The 23,045-nt window shown below is 64.1% G+C and carries 21 protein-coding genes and 1 tRNA gene; 12 read left to right on the top strand and 10 right to left on the bottom strand.

The genetic code is table 11. The annotated features are described in order from the left end of the window. Positions 1 to 27: 27 nt before the first annotated feature. Together OVY48_RS17635 and OVY48_RS17630 are read right to left on the bottom strand one after the other, a co-directional pair. The gene (locus tag OVY48_RS17635) at positions 28 to 657 is read right to left on the bottom strand and encodes a class I SAM-dependent methyltransferase (RefSeq protein WP_043148868.1); all 630 of its coding nucleotides are present in this window, start codon (positions 655 to 657) and stop codon (positions 28 to 30) included. Between the two features lie 38 nt (positions 658 to 695). Further along, positions 696 to 1,598, bottom strand: a complete 903-nt coding sequence (locus OVY48_RS17630) for a LysR family transcriptional regulator (protein WP_313923786.1) — start codon at positions 1,596 to 1,598, stop codon at positions 696 to 698. A gap of 107 nt (positions 1,599 to 1,705) precedes the next feature. Between OVY48_RS17630 and OVY48_RS17625 the strand changes: the two genes are divergently transcribed. Continuing rightward, positions 1,706 to 3,205 carry a CoA-acylating methylmalonate-semialdehyde dehydrogenase gene (locus OVY48_RS17625; protein WP_069066486.1) on the top strand — a complete coding sequence of 500 codons (1,500 nt, stop codon included), beginning with the start codon at positions 1,706 to 1,708 and terminating at the stop codon, positions 3,203 to 3,205. A 68-nt stretch (positions 3,206 to 3,273) separates the two neighbouring features. Here the strand turns inward: OVY48_RS17625 and OVY48_RS17620 are convergent, their stop codons facing one another. Continuing rightward, entirely contained in the window at positions 3,274 to 3,579 is a 306-nt protein-coding gene (locus OVY48_RS17620) for a GIY-YIG nuclease family protein (protein ID WP_313923785.1), read from the bottom strand. Between the two features lie 68 nt (positions 3,580 to 3,647). On the opposite strand from OVY48_RS17620, the gene OVY48_RS17615 reads away from it, so the two are divergent. The 3 genes from OVY48_RS17615 (at position 3,648) to mmsB (ending at position 6,991) form a co-directional block, all read left to right on the top strand. Next, entirely contained in the window at positions 3,648 to 4,790 is a 1,143-nt protein-coding gene (locus tag OVY48_RS17615) for an acyl-CoA dehydrogenase family protein (RefSeq protein WP_313923784.1), read from the top strand. A 100-nt stretch (positions 4,791 to 4,890) separates the two neighbouring features. Then, positions 4,891 to 5,961 carry an enoyl-CoA hydratase/isomerase family protein gene (locus OVY48_RS17610; RefSeq protein ID WP_313923783.1) on the top strand — a complete coding sequence of 357 codons (1,071 nt, stop codon included), beginning with the start codon at positions 4,891 to 4,893 and terminating at the stop codon, positions 5,959 to 5,961. A gap of 145 nt (positions 5,962 to 6,106) precedes the next feature. Then, positions 6,107 to 6,991 carry a 3-hydroxyisobutyrate dehydrogenase gene (gene mmsB / locus OVY48_RS17605; protein ID WP_313923782.1) on the top strand — a complete coding sequence of 295 codons (885 nt, stop codon included), beginning with the start codon at positions 6,107 to 6,109 and terminating at the stop codon, positions 6,989 to 6,991. Positions 6,992 to 7,080: 89 nt separating this feature from the next. Here mmsB and OVY48_RS17600 read toward each other — a convergent pair whose 3' ends face one another. From OVY48_RS17600 to folE, 5 genes are all read right to left on the bottom strand, one after another. Then, a complete protein-coding gene (locus OVY48_RS17600; protein WP_313923781.1) occupies positions 7,081 to 8,304 on the bottom strand; it encodes a dipeptidase in 1,224 nt (407 codons plus the stop codon). Beyond that, on the bottom strand, positions 8,304 to 10,691 hold the full coding sequence (locus OVY48_RS17595; RefSeq protein ID WP_313923780.1) for a TonB-dependent receptor: 2,388 nt from the start codon (positions 10,689 to 10,691) through the stop codon (positions 8,304 to 8,306). The genes OVY48_RS17600 and OVY48_RS17595 overlap by 1 nt, the downstream gene beginning before the upstream one ends. Before the next feature lie 161 nt (positions 10,692 to 10,852). Further along, entirely contained in the window at positions 10,853 to 11,629 is a 777-nt protein-coding gene (locus OVY48_RS17590) for an enoyl-CoA hydratase-related protein (protein ID WP_037480527.1), read from the bottom strand. Between the two features lie 242 nt (positions 11,630 to 11,871). Continuing rightward, positions 11,872 to 12,711 carry an SDR family oxidoreductase gene (locus OVY48_RS17585; protein ID WP_313923779.1) on the bottom strand — a complete coding sequence of 280 codons (840 nt, stop codon included), beginning with the start codon at positions 12,709 to 12,711 and terminating at the stop codon, positions 11,872 to 11,874. Continuing rightward, a complete protein-coding gene (folE, locus tag OVY48_RS17580; protein WP_037480530.1) occupies positions 12,708 to 13,313 on the bottom strand; it encodes a GTP cyclohydrolase I FolE in 606 nt (201 codons plus the stop codon). Before folE ends, OVY48_RS17585 begins: the two co-directional genes overlap by 4 nt. A gap of 156 nt (positions 13,314 to 13,469) precedes the next feature. Between folE and OVY48_RS17575 the strand changes: the two genes are divergently transcribed. After that, positions 13,470 to 14,078: a nucleotidyltransferase family protein gene (locus OVY48_RS17575; RefSeq protein ID WP_313923778.1), complete on the top strand. Its 609-nt coding sequence runs from the start codon at positions 13,470 to 13,472 to the stop codon at positions 14,076 to 14,078. Here OVY48_RS17575 and OVY48_RS17570 read toward each other — a convergent pair. Next, the gene (locus tag OVY48_RS17570; RefSeq protein ID WP_313923777.1) at positions 14,070 to 15,740 is read right to left on the bottom strand and encodes an MFS transporter; all 1,671 of its coding nucleotides are present in this window, start codon (positions 15,738 to 15,740) and stop codon (positions 14,070 to 14,072) included. The genes OVY48_RS17575 and OVY48_RS17570 overlap by 9 nt on opposite strands. Positions 15,741 to 15,913: 173 nt before the next feature. On the opposite strand from OVY48_RS17570, the gene OVY48_RS17565 reads away from it, so the two are divergent. From OVY48_RS17565 to pgl, 5 genes are all read left to right on the top strand, one after another. Continuing rightward, complete coding sequence (locus OVY48_RS17565; RefSeq protein ID WP_313923776.1) at positions 15,914 to 17,122, top strand: acetyl-CoA C-acetyltransferase; 1,209 nt, start codon at positions 15,914 to 15,916, stop codon at positions 17,120 to 17,122. Positions 17,123 to 17,229: 107 nt separating this feature from the next. Continuing rightward, complete coding sequence (locus tag OVY48_RS17560; protein ID WP_313923775.1) at positions 17,230 to 19,407, top strand: 3-hydroxyacyl-CoA dehydrogenase NAD-binding domain-containing protein; 2,178 nt, start codon at positions 17,230 to 17,232, stop codon at positions 19,405 to 19,407. A gap of 67 nt (positions 19,408 to 19,474) precedes the next feature. Continuing rightward, positions 19,475 to 20,473: a UDP-glucose 4-epimerase GalE gene (gene galE, locus OVY48_RS17555; protein WP_313923774.1), complete on the top strand. Its 999-nt coding sequence runs from the start codon at positions 19,475 to 19,477 to the stop codon at positions 20,471 to 20,473. Further along, positions 20,470 to 20,946: a YbaK/EbsC family protein gene (locus tag OVY48_RS17550; RefSeq protein WP_313923773.1), complete on the top strand. Its 477-nt coding sequence runs from the start codon at positions 20,470 to 20,472 to the stop codon at positions 20,944 to 20,946. The genes galE and OVY48_RS17550 overlap by 4 nt, the downstream gene beginning before the upstream one ends. Before the next feature lie 4 nt (positions 20,947 to 20,950). Continuing rightward, positions 20,951 to 21,640, top strand: coding sequence for a 6-phosphogluconolactonase (pgl, locus tag OVY48_RS17545; protein ID WP_313923772.1), 690 nt, complete (start codon positions 20,951 to 20,953; stop codon positions 21,638 to 21,640). Here pgl and OVY48_RS17540 read toward each other — a convergent pair. Further along, positions 21,630 to 22,292, bottom strand: coding sequence for a uracil-DNA glycosylase (locus tag OVY48_RS17540; protein WP_313924834.1), 663 nt, complete (start codon positions 22,290 to 22,292; stop codon positions 21,630 to 21,632). The two genes, pgl and OVY48_RS17540, sit on opposite strands and share 11 nt — an antisense overlap. Positions 22,293 to 22,315: 23 nt before the next feature. Between OVY48_RS17540 and folK the strand changes: the two genes are divergently transcribed. After that, positions 22,316 to 22,813, top strand: coding sequence for a 2-amino-4-hydroxy-6-hydroxymethyldihydropteridine diphosphokinase (folK, locus tag OVY48_RS17535; protein ID WP_037475857.1), 498 nt, complete (start codon positions 22,316 to 22,318; stop codon positions 22,811 to 22,813). A gap of 42 nt (positions 22,814 to 22,855) precedes the next feature. Further along, positions 22,856 to 22,931: transfer RNA gene (locus tag OVY48_RS17530), tRNA-Lys, on the top strand. Positions 22,932 to 23,045: the final 114 nt, after the last annotated feature.

Below are 23,045 nucleotides of genomic sequence, written 5' to 3'. Positions count from 1 at the left end.
TTGCCAAACGCAACCTATTCGCCCTCCCTATTCTCCCCGACGCGTGAACCTGAATACGGTCGCGGGTGGAAAATTGCGCACCGTCTGGCCGACCCGCACCACATCCAACCCCAGCGCCTCGATAACCTCCCGATTGACCGGGTGCCGCATCGAGTAAGTGAACTGCACGAAGCTGCCCCCCGGCTGCAACATACGGAAGGATTCGGACAATATGTCGTGATGCATATAGCGGTCCATCGCCAGCAGCGGCAGCCCGCTCACCACCACCTGATAATCGCCCGGCTCGCCCGCCGTCGCGGTCGACACGATCTGCGCCGGGGTTTCCAGCACCGATACCTGCGGAAAATGCCGCCGCAATCCGCGCGCAAAGGCGGGGTTGATCTCCACCACCTCCAGCTTTTCGGGCGGCAATCCGGTTTTCAGGATCGCGCGCGTAAACACGCCCGTCCCCCCGCCCAATTCCAACACCCGGCCATCGGTCGGATCGATCTGCGCCACCATCAGCCGCGCGAGATAGCGGCTCGACGGCACCACCGACGCGGTCTGGCGCGGCTTCTGGACCCAGGCGGCCAGGAAATCGAGATATTCGGTGGCGCGGGCGCGAAATTCCCCGCTCGGAAGAGCGATTGCCCGACTGCGCTTGGGCTTATGCTGCATGGGCGAAATACGACCGCTCTCTATCCATCGCGACTCCCTTAGCGAGCCGGAGCCGTCCCGTCGATTGGCTTTAGCGTTTCTATTCTCTCCTGCAGCCAATCCGCCACCGCCGCGATCCGCGCCAGCTTGCGCAGGTCGCCATGCATCACCAGCCAGAAGCTGCGCGTAATTTCCACCCGCTCGGCCATCAACGGCACCAACACCGCATCACGCCGCCCGATAAAGTCCGGCAACACGCCGATCCCCGCCCCCTCCGCGATCATCCGCTGCTGCATGATGATGCTGGTCGATCGCAAATGCGCCTCCAGCCCCGCCTCCACCTCGTCCAGATAATCCAGCTCCGGCGAAAAGATGAACTCCGGCACGTAGCCGATCAGCGTATGTCCGCGCAGGTCGGCGGGCGTGTCCGGCCGCCCCGCCCGCGCCAGATAGTCGGGCGAGGCATAAAGATGCAGCCGATAATCCCCCAGCCGCCGTACCATCAACCGCCCGCGCTGCGGCCGCGCCAGCATCACCGCCATGTCCGCCTCGCGCTTCGATGGATTAAGGAAGCCTGATGCGGTAATCAGGTCCAGCCTGATGCCCGGATGCCGCCGGTTGAAATCGCCCATCCCCGGTGCCAAGACCCAGGTGCCGAACCCTTCCGCCACCGACAGCCGCACTTGCCCCGCCAGCGTGCGCTCCTGCCCGCGCATCTCCTCAACCGCCGCCAGTGCCGCGCTCTCGGCCGCCTCGGCATGGCCCAGCAATTCCTGCCCCCGCGCCGTCAGGCTGCGCTCGCCTGCGCCCATTTCGAACAATTCCGCATCCAACGCCTTCTCCAACCGCGCCAGCCGCCGCGCGATCGTGGTTGCGTCTATCCCCAGCGCCCGCGCCGCCGGGGCTACCTTGCGCGCGCGCGCCACCGCCAGAAATACCCGCAGGTCATCCCAATCGAACATGCCGCCCCACCCCTGCAAAATTGCAGGTCACCCATGCATAACTTCCCCATTGCTTGCAATAACGCAAGCAGCCTAGAAGGCAGCAACAATTTGAGAGGATGCCTTCCATGCGTGAGATTTCGCACAAGCTCGCCTTCACCCATGACGCGCCAGCGACACGCTATAGCGACGTGTTCGATCCCAATAATGGCGGCGTCCAGGCGCGCGTGGCGCTGGGCGATGCCGCCCTGCTCGACCTCGCCGTCGCCGCTGCCAAGAAAGCGCAGCCCGCCTGGGCCGCCGTCAACCCGCAACGCCGCGCCCGCGTCATGTTCAATTTCAAGGCGCTGGTCGAAGCGAACATGACCGAGCTGGCCCACCTGCTCAGCTCCGAACATGGCAAGGTGATCGCGGACTCCAAGGGCGACATTCAGCGCGGCCTCGAAGTCATCGAATTTTGCTGCGGCATCCCCCACGTCCTCAAGGGCGAATATACGCAAGGGGCAGGGCCGGGCATCGATGTTTACAGCTTCCGCCAGCCGATCGGCATCGGCGCTGGCATCACGCCCTTCAACTTCCCCGGCATGATTCCCCTCTGGATGTCGGGCGTCGCCATCGCGACCGGCAACGCCTTCATCCTCAAACCCTCCGAGCGTGACCCGTCCGTGCCTGTCCGCCTCGCCGAACTGTTCAGCGAAGCGGGCCTGCCCGACGGCATCCTCCAGGTCGTTCAGGGCGACAAGGAAATGGTCGACGCCATCCTCGACCACCCGGACATCAAGGGCGTCAGCTTCGTCGGCTCGTCCGACATCGCCCATTATGTCTATAATCGCGGCGTGGCCGCCGGAAAGCGCGTCCAGGCGATGGGCGGCGCGAAAAATCATGGCATCGTCATGCCCGACGCCGATCTCGACCAGGTGGTGAACGACCTGTCCGGCGCTGCCTTCGGTTCGGCGGGCGAGCGCTGCATGGCCCTCCCCGTCGTCGTGCCGGTCGGCGAAAAGACCGCCATTGCGCTCCGCGAAAAGCTCATCCCGGCGATCGAAGCCCTGCGCGTCGGCGTCTCCACCGATGCCGAAGCCCATTATGGCCCGGTCGTCACCGCCGCGCACAAGCAGAAGATCGAAAACTGGATTCAGACCGGCGTCGATGAAGGCGCCGAACTGGTGGTCGATGGCCGCGGCTTCACGCTACAGGGCCATGAGGAAGGCTTCTTCGTCGGCCCCACCCTGTTCGATCATGTCACCACCGGCATGAGCGCCTATAAGGAAGAAATTTTCGGCCCCGTCCTGCAAATGGTCCGCGCCGACAGTTTCGAAGAAGCCGTCGCCCTCCCCAGCCAGCATCAATATGGCAATGGCGTCGCCATCTTCACCCGCAACGGCCACGCCGCCCGCGAATTCGCCGCCCGTGTCGATGTCGGCATGGTCGGCATCAACGTGCCGATCCCGGTCCCCGTCGCCTACCACACATTCGGCGGCTGGAAACGCTCGGCCTTCGGCGACACCAACCAGCACGGCATGGAGGGCGTCAAATTCTGGACCAAGGTCAAGACGATCACCCAGCGCTGGCCCGACGGCGGCGTGGGCGACGCGGCCAACGCCTTCGTCATCCCGACCATGGGGTGATGGGTTGGGGGAGAAGCACCACCTCTCCCCCCCCCCGTCATCCTGACGAAAGTCAGGATCCATTCGCTCTACGTCAAAGGCGAAAAACCCAGCATGACGCCCCGATCCTCCCAGAACGGATTATCCCTCTCGATGAGCGCCACCTTCCACGCCCTCTTCCATGCCTTCAACTGCTTTTCGCGCAGGATGGCCGCTTCCATCGTCTCGGCCATCTCATAATGAACCAGCCGCTTCACATTATAGCGCGATGTGAAGCCGGGAACCGCGCCGGTGCGATGTTGGTGCAACCTACCCATCAAATCAGATGTGACGCCGATATAGATCGTGGCATGACGACCACTGCTCAACAGATAGACGCAAGGGTGACGTTCCATTCCGGGGCCGCGCTAATGGATGCTGACTTCCGTCAGCATGACGGAAAATACAGTATGGACAAGCCATCATGACCCAATTCGACCTCACCGACGACCAACGCGAAATCCAGGAACTCGCGCGCCGCTTCACCGCTGACGCAATCACCCCGCACGCCGCCGAGTGGGACGAAAAACACATCTTCCCCCGCGACACGATCCGCGCGGCGGCGGAACTGGGTTTCGGCGGCATCTACGTATCCGAGGCATCCGGCGGCATAGGCCTTGGCCGTCTCGAAGCCGCGCTCATCATGGAAGCCATGGCCTATGGCTGCCCCTCCACCAGCGCCTTCATCTCGATCCACAACATGGCCGCCTGGATGATCGACAGCTATGGCAGCGACGCGCTCAAGGCCGCCTATCTCCCCGACCTCATCCCCATGGCCCGCATCGCCAGCTATTGCCTGACGGAAGCGGGCGCAGGCTCGGACGCCGCCAGCCTCAAGACCAAGGCGGTCAAGGATGGCGACCATTATGTCGTCACCGGCTCCAAACAATTCATCTCTGGCGGCGGCGAGAATGAAGTCTATCTCGTCATGGTCCGCACCGGCCAGGAGGGGCCGAAGGGCATTAGCTGCCTCGTCATCGACAAGGACATGCCCGGCGTCAGCTTCGGCGCGCAGGAGCGCAAGCTCGGCTGGCACAGCCAACCCACCGCCCAGGTGAATTTCGACGCCGTCCGTGTGCCTGTCGCCAATCTCGTCGGCGCCGAAGGACAGGGCTTTGCCATCGCAATGGCGGGCCTCGACGGCGGCCGCCTCAATATCGGCGCTTGCTCGCTCGGCGGTGCCCAGCGCTGCATCGACGAAGCCGTCCAATATACCAAGGACCGCAAGCAATTCGGCCAGTCCATCGCCGACTTTCAGAACACCCAGTTCACCCTCGCCGACATGGAAACCGAGCTTCAGGCGGCCCGCACGCTCCTATATGCCGCCGCCGTCAAGGTCACGGACAACGCCCCGGACAAGACCCGCTTCGCCGCCATGGCCAAACGCTTCGCCACCGACACCGGCTCCTCCGTCGTCGACCGCGCGCTGCAACTCCATGGCGGCTATGGCTATCTGATGGACTATCCCGTCGAGCGCTTCTGGCGCGACCTGCGCGTCCATTCCATCCTCGAAGGCACCAACCAGGTCATGCGCATGATCATCGCGCGGGACATGTTGCGGGATTAAACAGAAGAGCCGTTCGGGCTGAGCTTGTCGAAGCCCTCCACTTTTCTTCAAGAAGAACGGCCCTTCGACAGGCTCAGGGCGAACGGAAAGATAGGTCAGCGTGACAGACGACGTTCTCACTTTCATCGAAAACGGCCCCAACGGCGCTGTAGCCCGCATCCGCCTCAACCGCCCCAAGGCAATCCACGCCCTGACCCCGGCCATGTGCGACGCGATCAACACCGCCCTGCTCGCGTGGCGCAGCGACGACAGCGTGATCGCCGTGATGATCGACCACACCGAAGGGCGCGGCTTCTGCGCGGGTGGCGACATCGCGCTCATCGCCAACAGTGCCAAATCCGACTGTGTCGAGGCCGAACGCTTCTTCCGTCTCGAATATCAAATGAACCATCTGCTGTTCGACTACGACAAGCCGATCGTCGCCTTCATCGACGGCATCGTCATGGGCGGTGGCGTCGGCATCTCGCTCCCCGCCCGCTACCGCGTCGCGACCGAACGCACGACCTTCGCCATGCCCGAAACCGGTATCGGCCTCTTCCCTGACGTTGGCGGCGGCTGGTATCTCCCCCGCCTGCCCGGCCGGGTCGGCGCATGGCTCGCTGCAACAGGCGCGCGGATCGACGGGGCGGATTGCGCCGCCATCGGCATCGCCACCCACTATATGTCATCCGACACGCTCGACGAAGTGAAGGCCCGCATCCTCGCCGACCCCGCCAATCTAGCGACGATCCTCCACACCGCAGCACAAACGCCCCCACCCTCCAAACTCGAAGCCGCCCGCCCGGCCATCGACAGCCTCTTCGCCTCGAACAAGGCGGAGGAGATCGTCGCCGCGCTCGACGCCGATAGCAGCGAATGGGCCGCCAAGCAGCGCGCCACCCTCGCCACCAAATCGCCGCAGACGATCAAGGTCGCCCTGCGCCAACTGGTCGAGGGCGCGGCCCAGCCCGATTTCGCATCCAACATGGCGATGGAATATGGCCTCGCCTGCGCTATCATCCGCCGCCCCGATTTTGTCGAGGGCGTGCGCGCACTGATCTTCGACAAGGACAACAAGCCGCAATGGAACCCGGCCACGCTGGAGGAGGTCAGCGACGCGATGATCGATACGATCTTCGTGCCCCTCCCCACCGACAAGCAATGGACGCCGCTCCCCGCGCTCGCGACCTGATCTGTCCTACACCGCAGGCACCTGCTATGGTCCCCATGCACCTTGCCTGCCCCACGCCGCCCGCTTTCCGATAGGATCAGGGACGCGCACGAATATGTCCGTTTTTACGGGAAATATGCGAAGTTAAGCAGGAGAGAAGAGCATCATGACCCAGACCATCGCCTTCATCGGACTCGGCAATATGGGCGGCGGCATGGCCGCCAACCTGCTCAAGCACGGCTATGCCGTCCGCGCCTTCGACCTGTCGGAGGAAGCACTGGCCAAGGCGGAATCCTTGGGCGCCATCCGCGCCAGCAGCGCCGCCGACGCCGCGACCGACGCCGACGCGGTCGTCACCATGCTCCCCGCCGGCAAGCATGTCGAAAGCGTCTATTCGGGCGAAGTCTATGGCGCGGCCAAACCCGGCGCGCTGTTCCTCGATTGCTCGACCATCGACGTCGCCACCGCCCGCCGCGTGATCGACGCGGCGACGGATCGCGGCTTCGACATGGTCGATGCGCCCGTCTCCGGCGGCATCGCGGCGGCCAATGGCGGCACGCTGACCTTCATGGTCGGCGGCACCGACGCCGCCTTCGAACGGGCCAAACCGATCCTCTCGGCCATGGGCAAGGCGGTCATCCACGCGGGCGGCGCGGGCAATGGCCAGGCCGCCAAAATCTGCAACAACATGCTGCTCGGCGCCACCATGGTCGCCACCTGCGAGAGCTTCGCCATGGCCAAGAAGCTCGGCCTCGATCCGCAGACCTTCTACGACATTTCCAGCGTCTCGTCAGGCCAAAGCTGGTCGATGACCAGCTACTGCCCCGTCCCCGGCGTCGGCCCGCAAAGCCCGTCCGACAATGGCTATCAGGGCGGCTTCGCCGTCGGCCTGATGCTCAAGGACTTGAAACTCGCCACCGAAGCCGCCGCCCTGGTCGGGGCGTCGGTCCCCATGGGCAATGTGGCGGAATCGCTCTACCAACTCCTCGCCAACCAAGGCGAAGCCACCCGCGACTTCTCGCTAATGATCGAGATGCTGGAGGGGAAGTAACCCCCTCCGTTCGTTTCGAGCGAAGTCGAGAAACGCTGGCACCGCGCTTGCCGCTTCTCGACTTCGCTCGAAGCGAACGGTTTTGACTGTTACGTCCCCTTCCCCGCCTCAGCCGCCGCCAGCACGCGCAGCACATTGCCCGCCCAGATCTTCTGCACATCCGCCTCGCTATAGCCCGCCTTCAATAGCGCCTCGGTGATCCTGGGCAGGTCCAGCACATCCTCCATGCCGACGACCCCGCCGCCGCCATCCCAGTCCGCGCCGATGCCGACATAGTCCGGCCCCACGACCTTGAGCGCATGCAGCATATGCGCCATGAAATCATCGAAGGTCGCCCGGTCGGTCTCAGGATAAAGCCGGTCGATCTCCTGCCGCCTGCTCAGCAGTTCCGCCCGCTTCTCCGCCGTCAGCTTGCCGCCATCCCGCATCGACGCGAACAGCGCGCCCATCGCCTTCTGCCGTTCGGGGTTCGGCTTGGCCGCCTTCAGATAGGCCCCATAGGCATTCATCTGAATAACGCCGCCCTTGGCCGCCAGCGCCTTCAACCGATCATCGTCGATGTTGCGCGGATGGTCATAGACCGCCTTGCACCCCGAATGGGTCAGCAGCACCGGCGTCGTGGACAGGGCCAGCAGATCGTCCAGCACCTGGTCCGAACTGTGCGAGGCATCCGGCACAATACCCAACCGGTTCATGTCCTTGAGCAACTGTTTGCCGAGCGGACTAAGCCCGCCATAGCGCGGCTTCTTCGACGGGTCGGTCGAACTGTCGGCAAACTGGTTATGCGCGAAATGGGCAAAGCCCACCACCCGCACGCCCATGTCGTAGAAGGTCTGGAGCAGGCCGATATCCTCGCCCAGCGGATAGGCATTTTCGATCGACATATAGACGACCCGTTTGCCCGCCGCCGCGATCGGTGCGGCGTCCTTCGCCTCCAATGCCAGCGCGAAATTGGCCGGGTCCGCCGCCACCATCTCGCGGATCGACACGCCCCGCATCAACGCGAAGTCGCGCGCCTTGGCAAAGCCCTCGACCGTCAACGGCCCTTGCCCCGTATAGATGGCCCAGAAACCGCCATCCAGCCCGCCCTTCTTCATGCGCGGCAAATCGACCTGGGTATAATCGCTATGCACCCCATGTTCCTCGTCGATCGACCAGTCCGGCAGGTCGAGCGAGGCGGGCGTGTCGAGATGACTGTCGAGCGTCAGCAGCTTCTGATGCAATTGCTGCACCTTCTTGGGCACAGCCTGCGCCGACACCGCAACCGGGAGCAGCGCGATCAGCGCTGCCCCCATCATAGGTGCAACCCGCATCAGATTTCACCCGAAATGGTGAACTGGAACGTCCGCGGCGACAGCGGGCGGAAGAAGCCGTCGCCCGTCACGGTCGAGGAAATATAGGACAGCACATCCTTGTCGAACAGATTATCGACATTGAACCGCGCCTTCACGCTCTTGACCGGCCCCAGGCTGAAACCATCGCCGATATCGACATAGGCGCTGAACACGGTGAAGCCCGGCACGCTCGAACCCGGCGAATTGACGAAGGTGGACCAGCGGCGGCTGGTATATTTGCCGGAGATATTGCCCACCAGCCAGCTCGCCGGTTCGATCGTCACGCCGCCATTGACGATCCATTTGGCGCTGTCGGGAATGAACTTGCCATCGGTCGCATAGGTCAGGGTGGGCGTGACGATATCGTCCTTGAACTTGGCGATATTATAGGTGGCGCTCAGGTTGAAATAGGCGAGGCCATTGAGTGCGGACGGTTTGAACGTGCCGCTGAATTCCGCGCCATAGGCCGTCACCCGGCCGACATTCTGAAAGAAGGTTTCGGTGACGTTGGTCGTGCCGGGCAGGATGCCCGTGATCGACTGGATGCGGTTCTTGAACTTGGTGTAATAGCCCGCCAGCGACGCATAGAATTGCCCCTGGTTGGTACGAATGCCCGCCTCGAAATTCTGCGACCGTTCCGGTGCAGGAGCAGGCACGACGGCCGCGCTGCTGTTCAGTGCAACGGAGAAGATGTCGTCCATCCCCTTGGGCAAGGCCATATTTTCAGCATAAGAGGCGAAAATCTGGGTCTGGTTGTCGATCTTGTAGAGGACGCCCGCCATTGGCAGGAACCCGTCGCCATAGCTGGCCCGGTTGGTCTGCGGTCCCCAGCCCGCGACCCAGACGGGCGCAGCGGCGGTGCCCGCATTGCGATAATAGTCATTGAAGTCGCGATAGCCGCTTTGGCGATAGTCGATATGCAGTGCCTTGATCCCCAGGTCGAAGATCAGGCTGTCATCCATCAAGGAAATGCGGTCCTTGACGAACGCCTGCGTCGTATGCTGTTCCGACTGATAGTCGCGCCGCGCATAGACGAGTTCGTCCAGATTGGGCGCGCTGGCGGGCGACCCGTCCGTCGTGTTGAACCGTGCCTGGGTGCGATTATAGCTGTCGACCTCGGCCCACAGGCCCGCCTCCACGCTATGCACGCCCATATCCCAATGGAGTTTGGTGGTCAGGCCATAGCGGTCACCGCCCACCGTCGACAGGCCATATTGCGTACCGCGCGGCGCCGTCAGCGTCAGGCCTGCCGCCGTTTGCCGCGTATATTGCAACAGGCTGTTGGCATAGCTGTCGGGCGACACGCCATAACCGCCCTTATCCTCATAATAGGCCGTCGCTTCGGCCCATACACCATCGGCTATCCCCAGATGGACAGTGCCGCCATAGAGCTTGTCCTTCCGCACGTTGAGCGCGAGATTATAGGTGTAAGTATAGTTGCTGTTGGAAAAGGCCGGGCCGCCCGCCACCGGCGCAAAACCCGGCGTGCTGTTGGGCACGACGGCGATATAGCCACGATCCCGGCCGGTGTTGCCGCCCACATCCGGCGTCGCGGAATTGTAGAGTGTGCGGCTGAGCGTCGGCGAGTCATAGTCGAAAAAGTCATTCGACACGAATTTGAACCGCGCCCAGCTATCGCCGCCCAGATCGGCGTGGAGTTGCGCCTCCCAATGCTCGCGATCGACCGTGCCGACACCGCGCCACAGGTCGCTGTCCAGCTTGGTGCGGCTCACATAGGCGCGGAACGGCCCAACCTGCCCCGTGCTGGCGCGGATGAAGGTCCGCTTCAGCCCGAAATCGCCAAAGCTTTGCGACACGAACAGGCCCATATCCTCCTGCGGCGCGATGCTGTTATATTGCACCACTGGTCCCAGCGTCGAATAGCTGGGCAGGCCTACATCGCCTGCGCCGACGGCCGCTTCGACCACGCCCAGATTTTCATTGTCGACATAGCGGAACACCGGACTGCCGCCGAACGCATCGCTGCGGCCGGTCGGGATGCCATCGACGATGAAGCCGATCTGGTCCAGGTTGAACGCGCGGGTCTGGACGCTGTTGCCGAATTCATAGAGGCCCAGCGCCCCGTCGGTCTGGACGTTGAAGCCGGGCAATTGCTCCAGCATTTTCAGGCCCGAAATGCCCGATGGCGCGGATAGCAGCGCCTCACGCGTCACCGCCACGACATTGCTCACCTTATCCTCACCGATCGCCTCCGACGATTGTGAAATGCGGCGGCCAGTGACGGTGATGCTCGTCTCGTCATCGCCGACCGGCTCCTGCGCATGGGCGGCAGGAACCAGGGCTGCGGCGGCACAGGCCAGCAGCAGCGCGCGAGTGGACGGACGGACGACAAAATGGACGGACATGAAGAGGCTCCCTGGGTGTCATGAGCCGATCAGGGTGACGCGCAGGGCGTCGCACCTCTCCATATTTCGTTATTCAGTTTCCTTCTGAAACGAGGGTGCTGGGAAAAGCCGCCATCAATCTGTCACAAAATCCGTGCCTGTTGCCGATCAGTCACACAGACTTAGCGGCCCTTCCAGACGCCCGGCCGCTTCTCGACAAAGGCCGTCATGCCTTCCTTCTTGTCCTCGGTCGCAGTGAGGATCTGGAACATGCGCCGCTCGGTCAGCAATCCTTGGGCAAGGCCCGTCTCGAACGCGATATTGACCATTTCCTTGTTCACCATCGCCGCCATGGGAGGCATCGCGGCAATCGCCGCCGCCGTCTTGAGCGCATCGTCCAGCAACTCGGCAGCGGGCACGATCCGGCTTACGAGGCCCGATCGTTCCGCTTCCTCAGCCCCCATCATCCGGCCAGTCAGGCACATGTCCATCGCCTTGGCCTTGCCAACCGCGCGGGTCAGGCGCTGCGATCCGCCCATGCCCGGCGCCACGCCCAGCTTGATTTCGGGCTGGCCGAATTTCGCCGTATCGGCCGCAATGATGAAATCCGCCATCATCGCCAGTTCGCACCCGCCGCCCAGCGCAAAGCCAGCGACCGCCGCGATCCACGGCTTGCGGGTGGCGACCACATGGGTCTGCCAGCCGGAAAAGAAATCCTGCAGGAAGAAATCGGCGCCATCCTTGTCGACCATCTCCTTGATATCCGCGCCCGCCGCAAACGCCTTTTCGCTGCCGGTCAGGACGGCGCAATGCTGGGTCGGGTCGGCATCATAAGCGGCGAAAGCGGCGCTCAGGTCGCTCAGCACCTGGCCGTTGAGCGCATTCAACGCCTGCGGCCGGTTGAGCGTGATCAGCGTGACCGCGTCGCGCTGTTCGACCAGGATCGTTTCATAGGTCATTGCCATCTCCCATTATTGCGTTGCCAATCAAGACCGCATCAATTCCGATAAATCCTCCCTTGCAAGGGGAGGTGGCAGCCCGAAGGGCTGACGGAGGGGTGTCACCCTCTCGATAGCGGGACACCCCTCCGTCTGGCTGCGCCAGCCACCTCCCCTTCCAGGGCAGGATCAATTATCCACTCTGCTCTATGGACAAGCGACGCCATCCGCCACCCCCTTGCGCCCTAGCATTTCCGCCAAGCCTATCGGCACAGATGCATGAAATCCCGGTCATAGCTTTTGAGGTGCGCGCCGCCATCGACATAGAGCGTCTGCCCGGTCACCGCCGTCGCATCGGCCAGATAGAGGACAGCCTGCGCGATCTGCTCGGCCTGCGGCAACCGGCCAAGCGGCATCATCGCTTCCAGCCGGGCCATCTGGTCGGGATCATAGTCGGGCGTGGCGATGGTCAGCCCCGGCGCGACCGCATTGACCCGCACCCTGGGCGCCAGCGCGTTCGCGCTCGTCTGCGTCAGTCCCGCCAGCGCGAGCTTTGACAGCGTATAGGCCAGTTGATCGCCATGCGGATGGTCGATCCGCTGATCCAGAATATTGATGATGCAGCGATCGCCGGTGCCCGCAGGAACCGTCGCGAACGCCTTGGTCAGCATCGCGGGCGCGGCGCAATTGACCGCATAATGGCGCATCAACTCATCAGCCGTCACCGTGTCGATCCGGTCCTGCCCGAACATCGCGGCGCTGTTGACCAATATGTCGGGCGGACGACCGAACCGCTCGGCCACCCGCGCGATCAATTCCTCCGCATTTTCCGGGTCGGCGAAATCGACCACGAAGCCATCCCACTCCGTGCCCTGCGCCTCCAGCGTCAGCGCCAGGTGGGAATCGAGCCGCGTATCATGGCTGCCATGGATCGCGAGCGAATGACCGGCCTTGGCCAACGCCCCGCTTATGATCCCGCCCAGCCGCCGATGCCCGCCCGTGACCAGCGCCAACCGCTTGGTCGCCAGCGGCAACGAACCGACCGGCTCCACCGAAGGCCGTGCGCTGCCCAATGGACGATAGGGACGCTCCTCTTCGATCATGAACCGATGAGCTTCAACACTTCCTCGCGCGACTTTTCATCGTCGCGGAACACGCCCAGCATCCGGCTCGTCTTCATGATGACGCCGGGCGTGCGGACGCCGCGCCCGGTCATGCAGCCATGCGTCGCCTCGATCACCACGGCCACGCCCTGAGGCTTCAAATGCTCCCAGATGCAGTTGGCGACTTCGGACGTCAGCCGTTCCTGCACCTGCAGCCGGTTGGCAAAGGCATGCAGAACCCGCGCCAGCTTGGAAATGCCGACCACATAATCGCCGGGTAGATAGGCGATATGCGCCTTGCCTACGATCGGTGCCATATGATGTTCGCAATGCGACTGGAACGGAATGTCCTTCAGCAACACGACATCGTCATATCCGCCCACCTCATGGAAGATGCGCGACAGATGATAGGCCGGGTCATCGCCATAGCCCCGGCAATATTCGCGCCACGCCCGCGCGACCCGCTCCGGCGTTTCCACCAAGCCTTCGCGTTCCGGCATGTCGCCCGACCATCGGATCAACGTGCGGATCGCATCCGCCACTTCGGACGGAACCGGCTCCTTGCCGTTGCCAACGGTTTCCGCATCGGGATCACATGCCATGAACAGCGCCACTCCTTCTTAATTGCCCCGCATATGAGGATTTGATCCTGTAATGGCCAGCCCTTTCGGGATGACTGGACATGGTATCGCACGGGTGGCAAATCGGCACCGAACGGGATCGTGAACGAACAATAATGACCTTCAAACAAATACCTCATGCGCACTGAACGGATCGCCGCCGTGCTTCTGGCCGCGGGCATGTCGTCCCGCTTTGGCGAAGATGACAAGCTCATGGCCGACCTGCGTGGCAAGCCCGTCGCAGCGCACACGTTGGAAACCGTCGCCTCCATGGCCTTTGCCGAACTGGTCGCGGTGGTCCGGCCGATCGACGTCGCCCCGGTCCTCCACCGCAAACTGGATCGACGCGGCTACACTATCATCGTCAATGACCGCCCCGAAGACGGCATTTCGGGCAGTATCGTGCGCGCGGTCGAACATCTCATGCCGATCAACAGCGTGCGCGGCATCCTCATCTGCCTCGCCGACATGCCCGACGTGCCGCAAAGCCATTATAACCGCATCTGCCTCGCGGCCGAGGATATCCGCTCGGTCGTCGCCAGCACCGACGGCTTCTCCTCCTCGCCCCCCGCCTTCATCGGCCGCAAGCATTTCCCCGAATTGCTGCGCCTGCGCGGGGATCAGGGCGCGCGCGCCTTGCTCAGCCATGGGCTCCAGATCGACACCAGCGTCGGCATCCTGCACGATATCGACACGCCGGAGGATCTGGTGAGCAGCGTACCGCCCCTGTCCGACGACTCAGCTTGACCGGGTAGGGTCGGTCATCGCATCGGCCATTTCGCGCGGATCGGGCGCGCGGCTGAGCGGCAGCGATCCGGTCTGCCGTTCCAGCATCCGATGCACCACCGGCGGCACCGGCCCGGTATGCAACGCCCAGATGGCATCGCTATTGGCGATGTCGGCGACGGTCCGCCGCTGATTATGCCGCACATAATCGAGCCAGGTCGACACATGATAGCGCTCGATCCACAGTTCAGGATCGCTCAAATCCCGCATCAACGACCAGCCATGCGCGCCATCGCGCCGCCTGATCCGCCGCCGCTCGCTCATCGCGGTCAGGAAGGGCACGACCGATCCGGCCGGAATACGATATTCGATCGTCACGACCACCGGCCCGCTGCGCGGTTCGACCGGCACCGCCGTATCCGGCTCCCGCCACCGGTTCTGCAGGTCCAGATTATCGTCGCCAATCTGCGGCAGCGGGCGCATCAGGCCGATCAGCGCTGCCACGAACTGCACCGCTGCCGATGCGTAGAGCGCCTCGACCACGCCCTGGCTTTCGGCCAGCCAGCCGAACAGCCAGGCACCGATCGCCATCCCGCCAAAAGCGCTCATCTGGTAGAGCGAAACCGACCGCGCCACCACCCAGCGCGGCGCGGACATCTGCACCGACACGTTAAAGGTCGACAGCGCCGTGACCCAGCCGAACCCCGCCAGCAGATAGCCAAGCAGCGCCAGCCCCAGCCAACTGCTCATGCCGGTGATCGCGGTTCCCAGCGCCAGCATCAGCGCCGCATAGCGCACGATATGTTCGACCGACAGCCGCGCGCGCAAGTGCCGGGTCGACAGCGCGCCCGTCACCGCGCCCACCCCGAAGGCGCCGCTGGTGAGGCCAAAGGTCAGCGCGCCGCCCCCCAATATGTCGCGCGCGACCAGCGGCATCAGCGCCGACACCGCGCTCGCGCCAATACCGAACACCGCCGCGCGCAGCAGCACCAGCTGGATATTGGGCGACATCGCCACATAACGAACCCCCGCCCGCATCGCCAAGGCCAGCCGCTCGCGCGGCAATATCTTGGGCGGCAGCTCCGGCTCCCAGCGAGACAGCACCACAAGCAGCCCGACATAGCTGACCGCATTGGTCAGGAACGCCGCCGCCGCGCCCGCCGTCGCGACGATGACGCCGCCCAGCGCCGGGCCGACGCTGCGCGCCAGGTTGAAGCCCATGGAATTCATCGCCACCGCGCTCGGCAATATCGCGCGCGGCACCATGTCACCGACCGCTGCCTGCCAGGCTGGCCCGTTGATCGCGGTGGCGCATCCCAGCGCAAAAGTGAAAGCGAGCAGCAGCCAGGGCGTCATCCACCCGGCCCAGGCCGTCACCGCCAACAACGCCGACACCACCAGCATCCAGCTCTGGCAGGCGATCATCACCTTGCGCCGGTCCAGATTGTCGGCAACCGCCCCCGCCCATAGCGACAGCAGCATGATCGGCAGCGTCGTTGCCGCAGGCACCAGCGCGATCAGCATCGGCGACGCCGACAGCGAAATCATCATCCACGCCGCACCGACCGACTGGATCAGGCCGCCGAAATTGGACGCCAGGCTCGCCATCCAGATCGCGCGAAAGGTAGGGACGGAAAAGGGCGACGGCGCGGGGGGAGACTCGGCTGGGGACACGCCCCCCATGAAGCGGAATTGGACCGCAGCGTCAAACCCACAACGGGCGCAAACTGCCGCTACGTCACGGCCAGCAGGGGCAGAAAAACATATTTCCTGCTTGCACTTTACGTAAACGTAAATACATTCAGTGCCGGTATCCGATGCGCCCGGCAGGGGCGACCCACGGAGAGGAAAGCCACATGGAAGCTTATATTTACGACGCCGTCAGGACACCCCGTGGCCGGGGCAAGCCGGACGGTTCGCTGCACGAAATCACCCCTATCCAACTCGCGACCCAGGTGCTGGAGGCGGTCCGCGATCGCACCGCGATCGACACCGTCGATGTCGACGACGTCATTCTGGGCTGCGTCACGCCGGTCGGTGAGCAAGGCGCGGACATCGCCCGCACCGCCGTCCTCAACGCCGATTATGCCCTCACCACGCCGGGCGTGCAGATCAACCGCTTCTGCGCCTCCGGCCTCGAAGCCGTGAACATCGCCGCGGCCAAGGTTCTGTCGGGCGAAGCCCTGTTCGCCATCGGTGGCGGCGTCGAATCCATGAGCCGCGTGCCCATGGCGTCGGATGGCGGCGCGCTCGCCATGGACCCGGCGGTCGCGTACAAAACCTATTTCGCGCCCCAAGGCATCGGCGCAGACGTCATCGCCACCAAATTCGGCATCAGCCGCGACGATGCCGACGCCTATGCCGTCGAAAGCCAGAAGCGCGCCAAGATGGCGTGGGACGAAGGGCGCTTCGCCAAGTCGATCGTCCCGGTCCGCGACGTGATGGGTCAGGTCGTCCTCGACCATGACGAACATATGCGTCCCGAAGCGACGATGCAGTCGCTGGGCGCGCTCAAGCCCGCCTTCACCGCGATGGGCGAGGAAATGCCCGGCTTCGACACCGTCGCCCTGCTCCGCTACCCGGAACTGGAGCGGGTCAACCACATCCACCATGCCGGCAACAGCAGTGGCATCGTCGATGGTGCGGCCGCCGTGCTGGTGGGCAACAAGGATATGGGCGACAAATATGGCCTCAAGCCCCGCGCCCGCATCCGCGCCATGGCCTCGATCGGCTCCGAACCGCTGATCATGCTGACCGGCCCCGAATTTGTCGCGGGCAAGCTGCTCGCCCGTGCTGGCATGACCACCGCCGACATCGACCTGTGGGAACTGAACGAAGCCTTCGCCAGCGTCGTGCTGCGCTACATGCAGGCGATGAAGCTCGACCACAGCCAGATCAACGTCAATGGCGGCGCGATCGCCATGGGGCACCCCTTGGGCGCGACCGGCGCGATGGTGCTGGGCACCGCGCTCGACGAACTGGAACGATCGGGCAAGGGCACCGCACTCATCAACCTGTGCGTCGGCGCAGGCATGGGCACCGGCATCATCATCGAGCGTATCTAACCCCCTTCTCCGTTCGCCCTGAGCCTGTCGAAGGGCCTTTCTTCTTGAAGAAAAGTGCAAGGCTTCGACAAGCTCAGCCCGAACGGAATTTTAGAGGCAGCATCATCATGCAGACCATCGCATTCACCACCGACGCCGACGGCATCGCCACGCTGACGATCGACGTTCCCGACCAGTCGATGAACGTCATCGGCCCGGACTTCCTGGCCGATCTCGACGCCGCCATCACCCGCATCGCGTCCGAGGACGCGATCAAGGGCGCGGTCATCGCGTCGGGCAAGGACAGCGGCTTCATGGCCGGCATGGACCTCAAATATTTCGGCTCCATGCTCGCGACCAAGGATGGCAGCCGTCCTGCACCGGCCGCCATCTTCGACCAGGTTTTCGTCCTCAACCAACTGTTCCGTCGCCTCGAAACCTGCGGCAAGCCGGTGGCCTGCGCAATCGAAGGCACCTGCGTCGGCGGCGGTTTCGAACTCGCCCTCGCCTGCCATCGCCGCTTTGTCGGCGACAGCAGCAAAACGCAGCTTGGCCTGCCCGAAATCCTCATTGGCCTCTTCCCTGGCGGCGGCGGTTCGCAACGTCTGCCGCGCCTCATGGGCGTGCAGGCCGCGCTCATGTATATGCTGCAAGGCAAGCTGTTCCGCCCTGCCGAAGCCGCCATGCTCAAGGTGGTGGATCAGGTCGTGCCGCAGGGCACGGCGCTGGAAGCCGCGCAGGCCTGGGTAAAGGCGAACCCCACCGCCACCGCCCAGCCTTGGGACGTCAAGGGCTTCAAATTCCCCGGCGGCGTCGGTCAGTTCAACCCCGGCTTCGTGCAAACCATGGTCGGCGCGCTGCCCATGACCCTCAAGCAGACCCAGCGCAACATGAACGCGCCCGTCGCCCTGCTCTCGGCGGTCTATGAAGGCGCGCAACTCCCCTTCGACCGCGCAATCCGCATCGAAAGCAAATATTTCGCTAGAGTGGCCGCCGATCCGCAGGCAAGCAACATGATCCGCAGCCTGTTCGTCAACAAACAGGCCGCCGAACGCGGCGCGCGCCGTCCCAAGGCTGAGCCCAAGGCCCCCACGATGAAGCTGGCCATGCTCGGCGCGGGCATGATGGGCGCTGGCATTGCCACGGTCGCCGCGCAGGCGGGGATGGAGGTCGTGCTGTTCGACCGTGACATCGCCTATGCGGAAAAGGGCAAGGCCCATGTCGAAACGGTGCTCAAGAAGCGCCTGGGCAAAGGCATGACGCCGGAGAAGATGGCGGCAACGCTCGCCCGCGTCACGCCCACCGCCGACTATGCCGATCTCGCCGGTGCCGACTTCGTGATCGAAGCGGTATTCGAGGATGTAACGATCAAGGCCGAAGTCACCAAACAGGTCGAAGCCATCCTCGGCCCGGACGTCATCTTCGGCTCTAACACTTCCACCCTGCCGATCACCAAGCTGGCGACCGCCTGGTCCAAGCCCGCCAACTTCATCGGCGTCCATTTCTTCTCGCCGGTCGAAAAAATGCCGCTGGTGGAAATTATCCTGGGCAAGGAAACCGGCCCGGCCGCCATTGCCAAGGCGCTCGATTTCGTCGCCCAGATCAAGAAGACCCCGATCGTCGTCAATGACAGCCGTGGCTTCTACACCTCGCGCTGCTTCGGTACCTATGTGCAGGAAGGCGCGGAACTGGTCGCCGAAGGGATCAACCCGGCGCTCATCGAAAATGCGGGCAAGCAACTCGGCATGCCGGTCGGCCCGCTCGCAGTCAGCGACGAAGTCTCGATCGAGCTGGGCTATAAGGTGATGACGGCGGCCAAGAAGGAACTGGGCGACGCCTATGTCGTGCAGCGCTCCGACGACGTCATGACCCAGATGGTCGAACGCGACCGTCTCGGCCGCAAAAATGGCAAGGGCTGGTACGACTATCCCGAAGGCGGCAAGAAGATGCTGTGGTCGGGCATTGCCGACCTCTTCCCCCGCGCCGACGATCAGCCCGATGTCGAAGCGGTGAAGGAACGCCTCCTCTATCGCCAGCTGATCGAATGCGCCCGCTGCTATGAGGAAGGCGTGCTGGAAACGCCGGAAGATGGCGACATCGGCGCGATCTTCGGCTGGGGCTTTGCGCCTTATACCGGCGGTCCCTTTGCGCATATGGACACGGTCGGCATCGCCCATGTCGTCGCCGTGCTGGATCGGTTGCGGGCCGTCCATGGCGACCGCTTCGCGGCCACCGAGCAATTGCGCGCCATGGCCGCCACCGGCGCAACCTTCTACCAGTCGGTGCCAGACCGCGCAGCGGCATGATCGGACTGTAAATCTTAACGACGCTAAGCTACGTCTCCCCGGCAGCAGTTGGGGAGACGTTTTTCTTATGCGCGAAAAGCCGACGGTACTGGTCACGGGCGGCGCTGGCTATATCGGCAGCCATGCCGTGCTGGCGCTCAAAGATGCTGGCTATGGTGTGGTCGTGATCGACAATCTGGTCACTGGCTTCCGCTGGGCCGTCCCCGACGATGTGCCCTTCGTGCAGGGCGATATTGCCGACCAGCCGCTCGTTGAAGCGACGCTGCGCGACCATGGCATCACCGCGATCATGCATTTTGCAGGGTCCGTAGTGGTCCCGGAATCGGTCGAAAACCCGCTCAAATATTATCACAACAACAGCGCCAAGACCCGCGACCTGATCGACAGCGCGGTGCGCGTCGGCGTGCCCCATTTCATCTTTTCCTCCACCGCCGCCACCTATGGCACGCCGGATGTGGAAGCGGTGCGGGAAGACACCCCGCAACAGCCGATCAATCCCTACGGCATGTCCAAGCTGATGACCGAATATATGCTGCGCGACGTCGCGGCCGCGCATCCGATGAACTTCTGCGCGCTGCGCTATTTCAATGTCGCGGGGGCCGATCCGCAAGGGCGCACCGGCCAGTCCACGGCAGGCGCGACCCATTTGATCAAGGTCGCCGTCGAAGCCGCCTTGGGCAAGCGTGAGAGCGTCGCCATCTTCGGCACCGACTTCGCCACGCCCGACGGCACCGGTGTCCGCGACTATATCCATGTCAGCGATCTGGCTGCGGCCCATGTGCTGGCGCTCGAAGCGCTGATGGCGGAGCCGGAGCGCAATCATCTGCTCAATTGCGGCTATGGTCGGGGCTTTTCGGTGCTGGACGTCCTCGATGCCGTCGACCGCGCCACCAACAATCCCATCCAGCGCATCATGGCCCCGCGCCGGGCGGGCGACCCCCCCGCGCTGATTTCGGACAATCGCGCGATCCTCGCCGCCTTCCCCTGGCAGCCCCGCTATGCCGATCTAGACCTGATCGTCGCCCATGCGCTCGCCTGGGAGCGCGCCCTGGAGACTCGCGCATGAGCGAAGCCTCGGTCCGCGCCTTCTTCGCCACCCATGCGCCGGACATCGCCATAATCGATCAGGGCGTTAGCACCGCCACCGTCCTGGAAGCAGCCGCCGCGCTCGGCGTCGAACCCGCCCGCATCGCCAAGACCCTGTCGCTGCGCGTTGGCGACCAAGTCGTCCTCGTCTGCACCCGCGGCGACGCCCGCCTCAACAATGGCAAGGCCAAGGCTGTCCTCGGCGCAAAGCCCCGGATGCTGGGCGCGGACGAGGTCGAGGCGATCACCGGCCACCCGGTCGGCGGCGTGTGCCCGTTCGGCCTGACCGCGCCGCTTGCGATATATTGCGACATATCTTTGCAGGCCTTCGATACCGTCTTCCCCGCCGCCGGTTCCCGCACCACCTCGGTCGAACTGACGCCCGACCGGCTCGCCGCCTTGACCGGCGGACAATGGATCGACATCTGCACCCTCCCGGAAACAGGGGATTAATTCCATGCCGACCGAACATCATTTCACCAACAGCGCCCAGGCCGCCGCCGACATAGCCACCCGCATCGCCGCCACATTGGAACAAGCCATCGCCACGCGCGGCGTCGCGACCCTCGCCCTGTCGGGTGGCCGCTCACCCCGCCCGGTACTCGAATCACTGTCCGCTTCGCTGTCCGATTGGAGCAAAGTGATCGTCACGCTGGTCGACGAACGCTGGGTCGATCCGACCGACGCCGACAGCAATGAAAAGCTCGTTCGCGACACCTTGCTGCAAGGACCAGCCGCCGCCGCGCGCTTCGTGCCGATGAAAAACGCCGCCGCCGACGCCTATCTCGGCCAGCCAGCGGCGGAAGCGGCCTTCGCCGCCCTCCCCTGGCCGCTCGACATCATCCTGCTCGGCATGGGCGATGACGGCCACACCGCCTCGCTCTTCCCTGAGGCCAAGGAACTGGACGAAGGCCTGTCCAGCACGGCGCTGACCATCGCGGTCACGCCGCCCGCCGCCCCGCACCAGCGGCTCTCGCTGACCGCCCACGCCATCCTGTCCAGCCGCCACATCTTCCTGCAGATCAGCGGCCCGGCGAAAAAGGCGGTCTATGATCGCGCCTTGGCGGGCGGCCCCGTCGAGGAACTGCCGATCCGCGTCGCCCTGTGCCAGGACGCCGTGCCGGTCGATGTCTGGATCAGCCAGTAAGCCCGGCCAGTTCCACCGCCCGCGCAAACACTGCCTCGAACATCTCCGCCGTCAGTCGGCCGGTATTCTGGTTGTAGCGCGAACAATGATAGCTATCGATCAGCATCCGCCCGTCGGGCATGCGATGTTCGGCCAGATGGGCAAAGCGCGCCTTGGGCAACCGGCCGCCCAACACCTTGACCGCCGACTGGTGCGCGATCTGGCCCAGCGCCACGAACACCCGCGCATGGGGCAATGCCGCCACGCCCTGCGCCAGAAACGGTCGGCACTTGTGCACTTCGTCGGGAACCGGCTTGTTCTGCGGCGGCAGGCAGCGCACCGAATTGATGATGATCGCGTCCTTCAGCACCAGCCCATCATCGACCCGCGCATCATAGACGCCCTCGGTCAGCCCGAATTTCGCCAGCGTCTCGAAGAACAATAGGCCCGAATCATCGCCCGTAAAGGGCCGCCCCGTCCGGTTCGCCCCCTGCTTGCCCGGTGCCAGCCCGATGATGCCGATCCGCGCCAACGGATCGCCAAAGGCCGGCACCGGCGCATTCCACCAATCGGGATGCTCGGCACGGCATTCCTCGCGCAAGGCGACAAGGCGGGGACAGAGCGGACAGTCGCGCGGCGGTTCGGTCGGTTCAAGGGGGCTTTCCAGGATCATGGGCAGCAGATAGGCGCTGATCGATGGCCGACACAAGCACGCATACCTATGCCCTGGCCTTAGGGTCCAACCGGCCGCTCTCCGCACGTCGCACGCCTGCGCGCCTGCTCGACGAAGCAGCCGCGCTGATCGGACAGCAGATGCGCGTCATCGCGCTCGCCCCCACCATCGCAACGCCGCCCATGGGGCCATCCTCGCGCCTCTATGCCAACAGCGCGCTGCTGGTCGAAAGCCCCCTGCCCCCGCCCGCTTTGCTCGCCCTGCTCCAGTCGATCGAGCATAGGCTCGGCCGCCGCCGCCATCGCCGTTGGGGGGCGCGCAGCGTCGACATCGACATCATCCTCTGGTCCGGCGGCACATGGGCCAGCCGCTTGCTCACCATCCCCCATAGCGCTTTCCGCCAGCGCGCCTTCGTCCTGACCCCGCTGGTCGCGATCGCTCCGCGCTGGCGCGATCCCCTTTCGGGCCTCACCGTCCGCCATCTGCACGCCCGCCTGCAAAAGCACACGCGAAGAGGTTGACCATCGCGGTTCCCCCTATTAGGGCGACCTCCACCGCTAAACGGGTCCATAGCTCAGTCGGTAGAGCAACTGACTTTTAATCAGTAGGTCGCTGGTTCGAACCCAGCTGGACTCACCATAGCCTTCCCCCATGTGCCTGATGATCAAGCCGATCCGCGCGTCGGTCTTTTTAGCGCTTGCCTCGACACCGCTGAGCGGGCATTCTCCTCTCGGTCGCATCACTATGCCGTGA

The sequence above is a fragment of the Sphingobium sp. SA2 genome, from assembly GCF_032227065.1.
Taxonomy (GTDB): Bacteria; Pseudomonadota; Alphaproteobacteria; order Sphingomonadales; family Sphingomonadaceae; genus Sphingobium.
The sequence above is the reverse complement of the archived record's forward strand: the minus strand, read 5'-3'. Positions and strand labels throughout refer to the sequence as shown.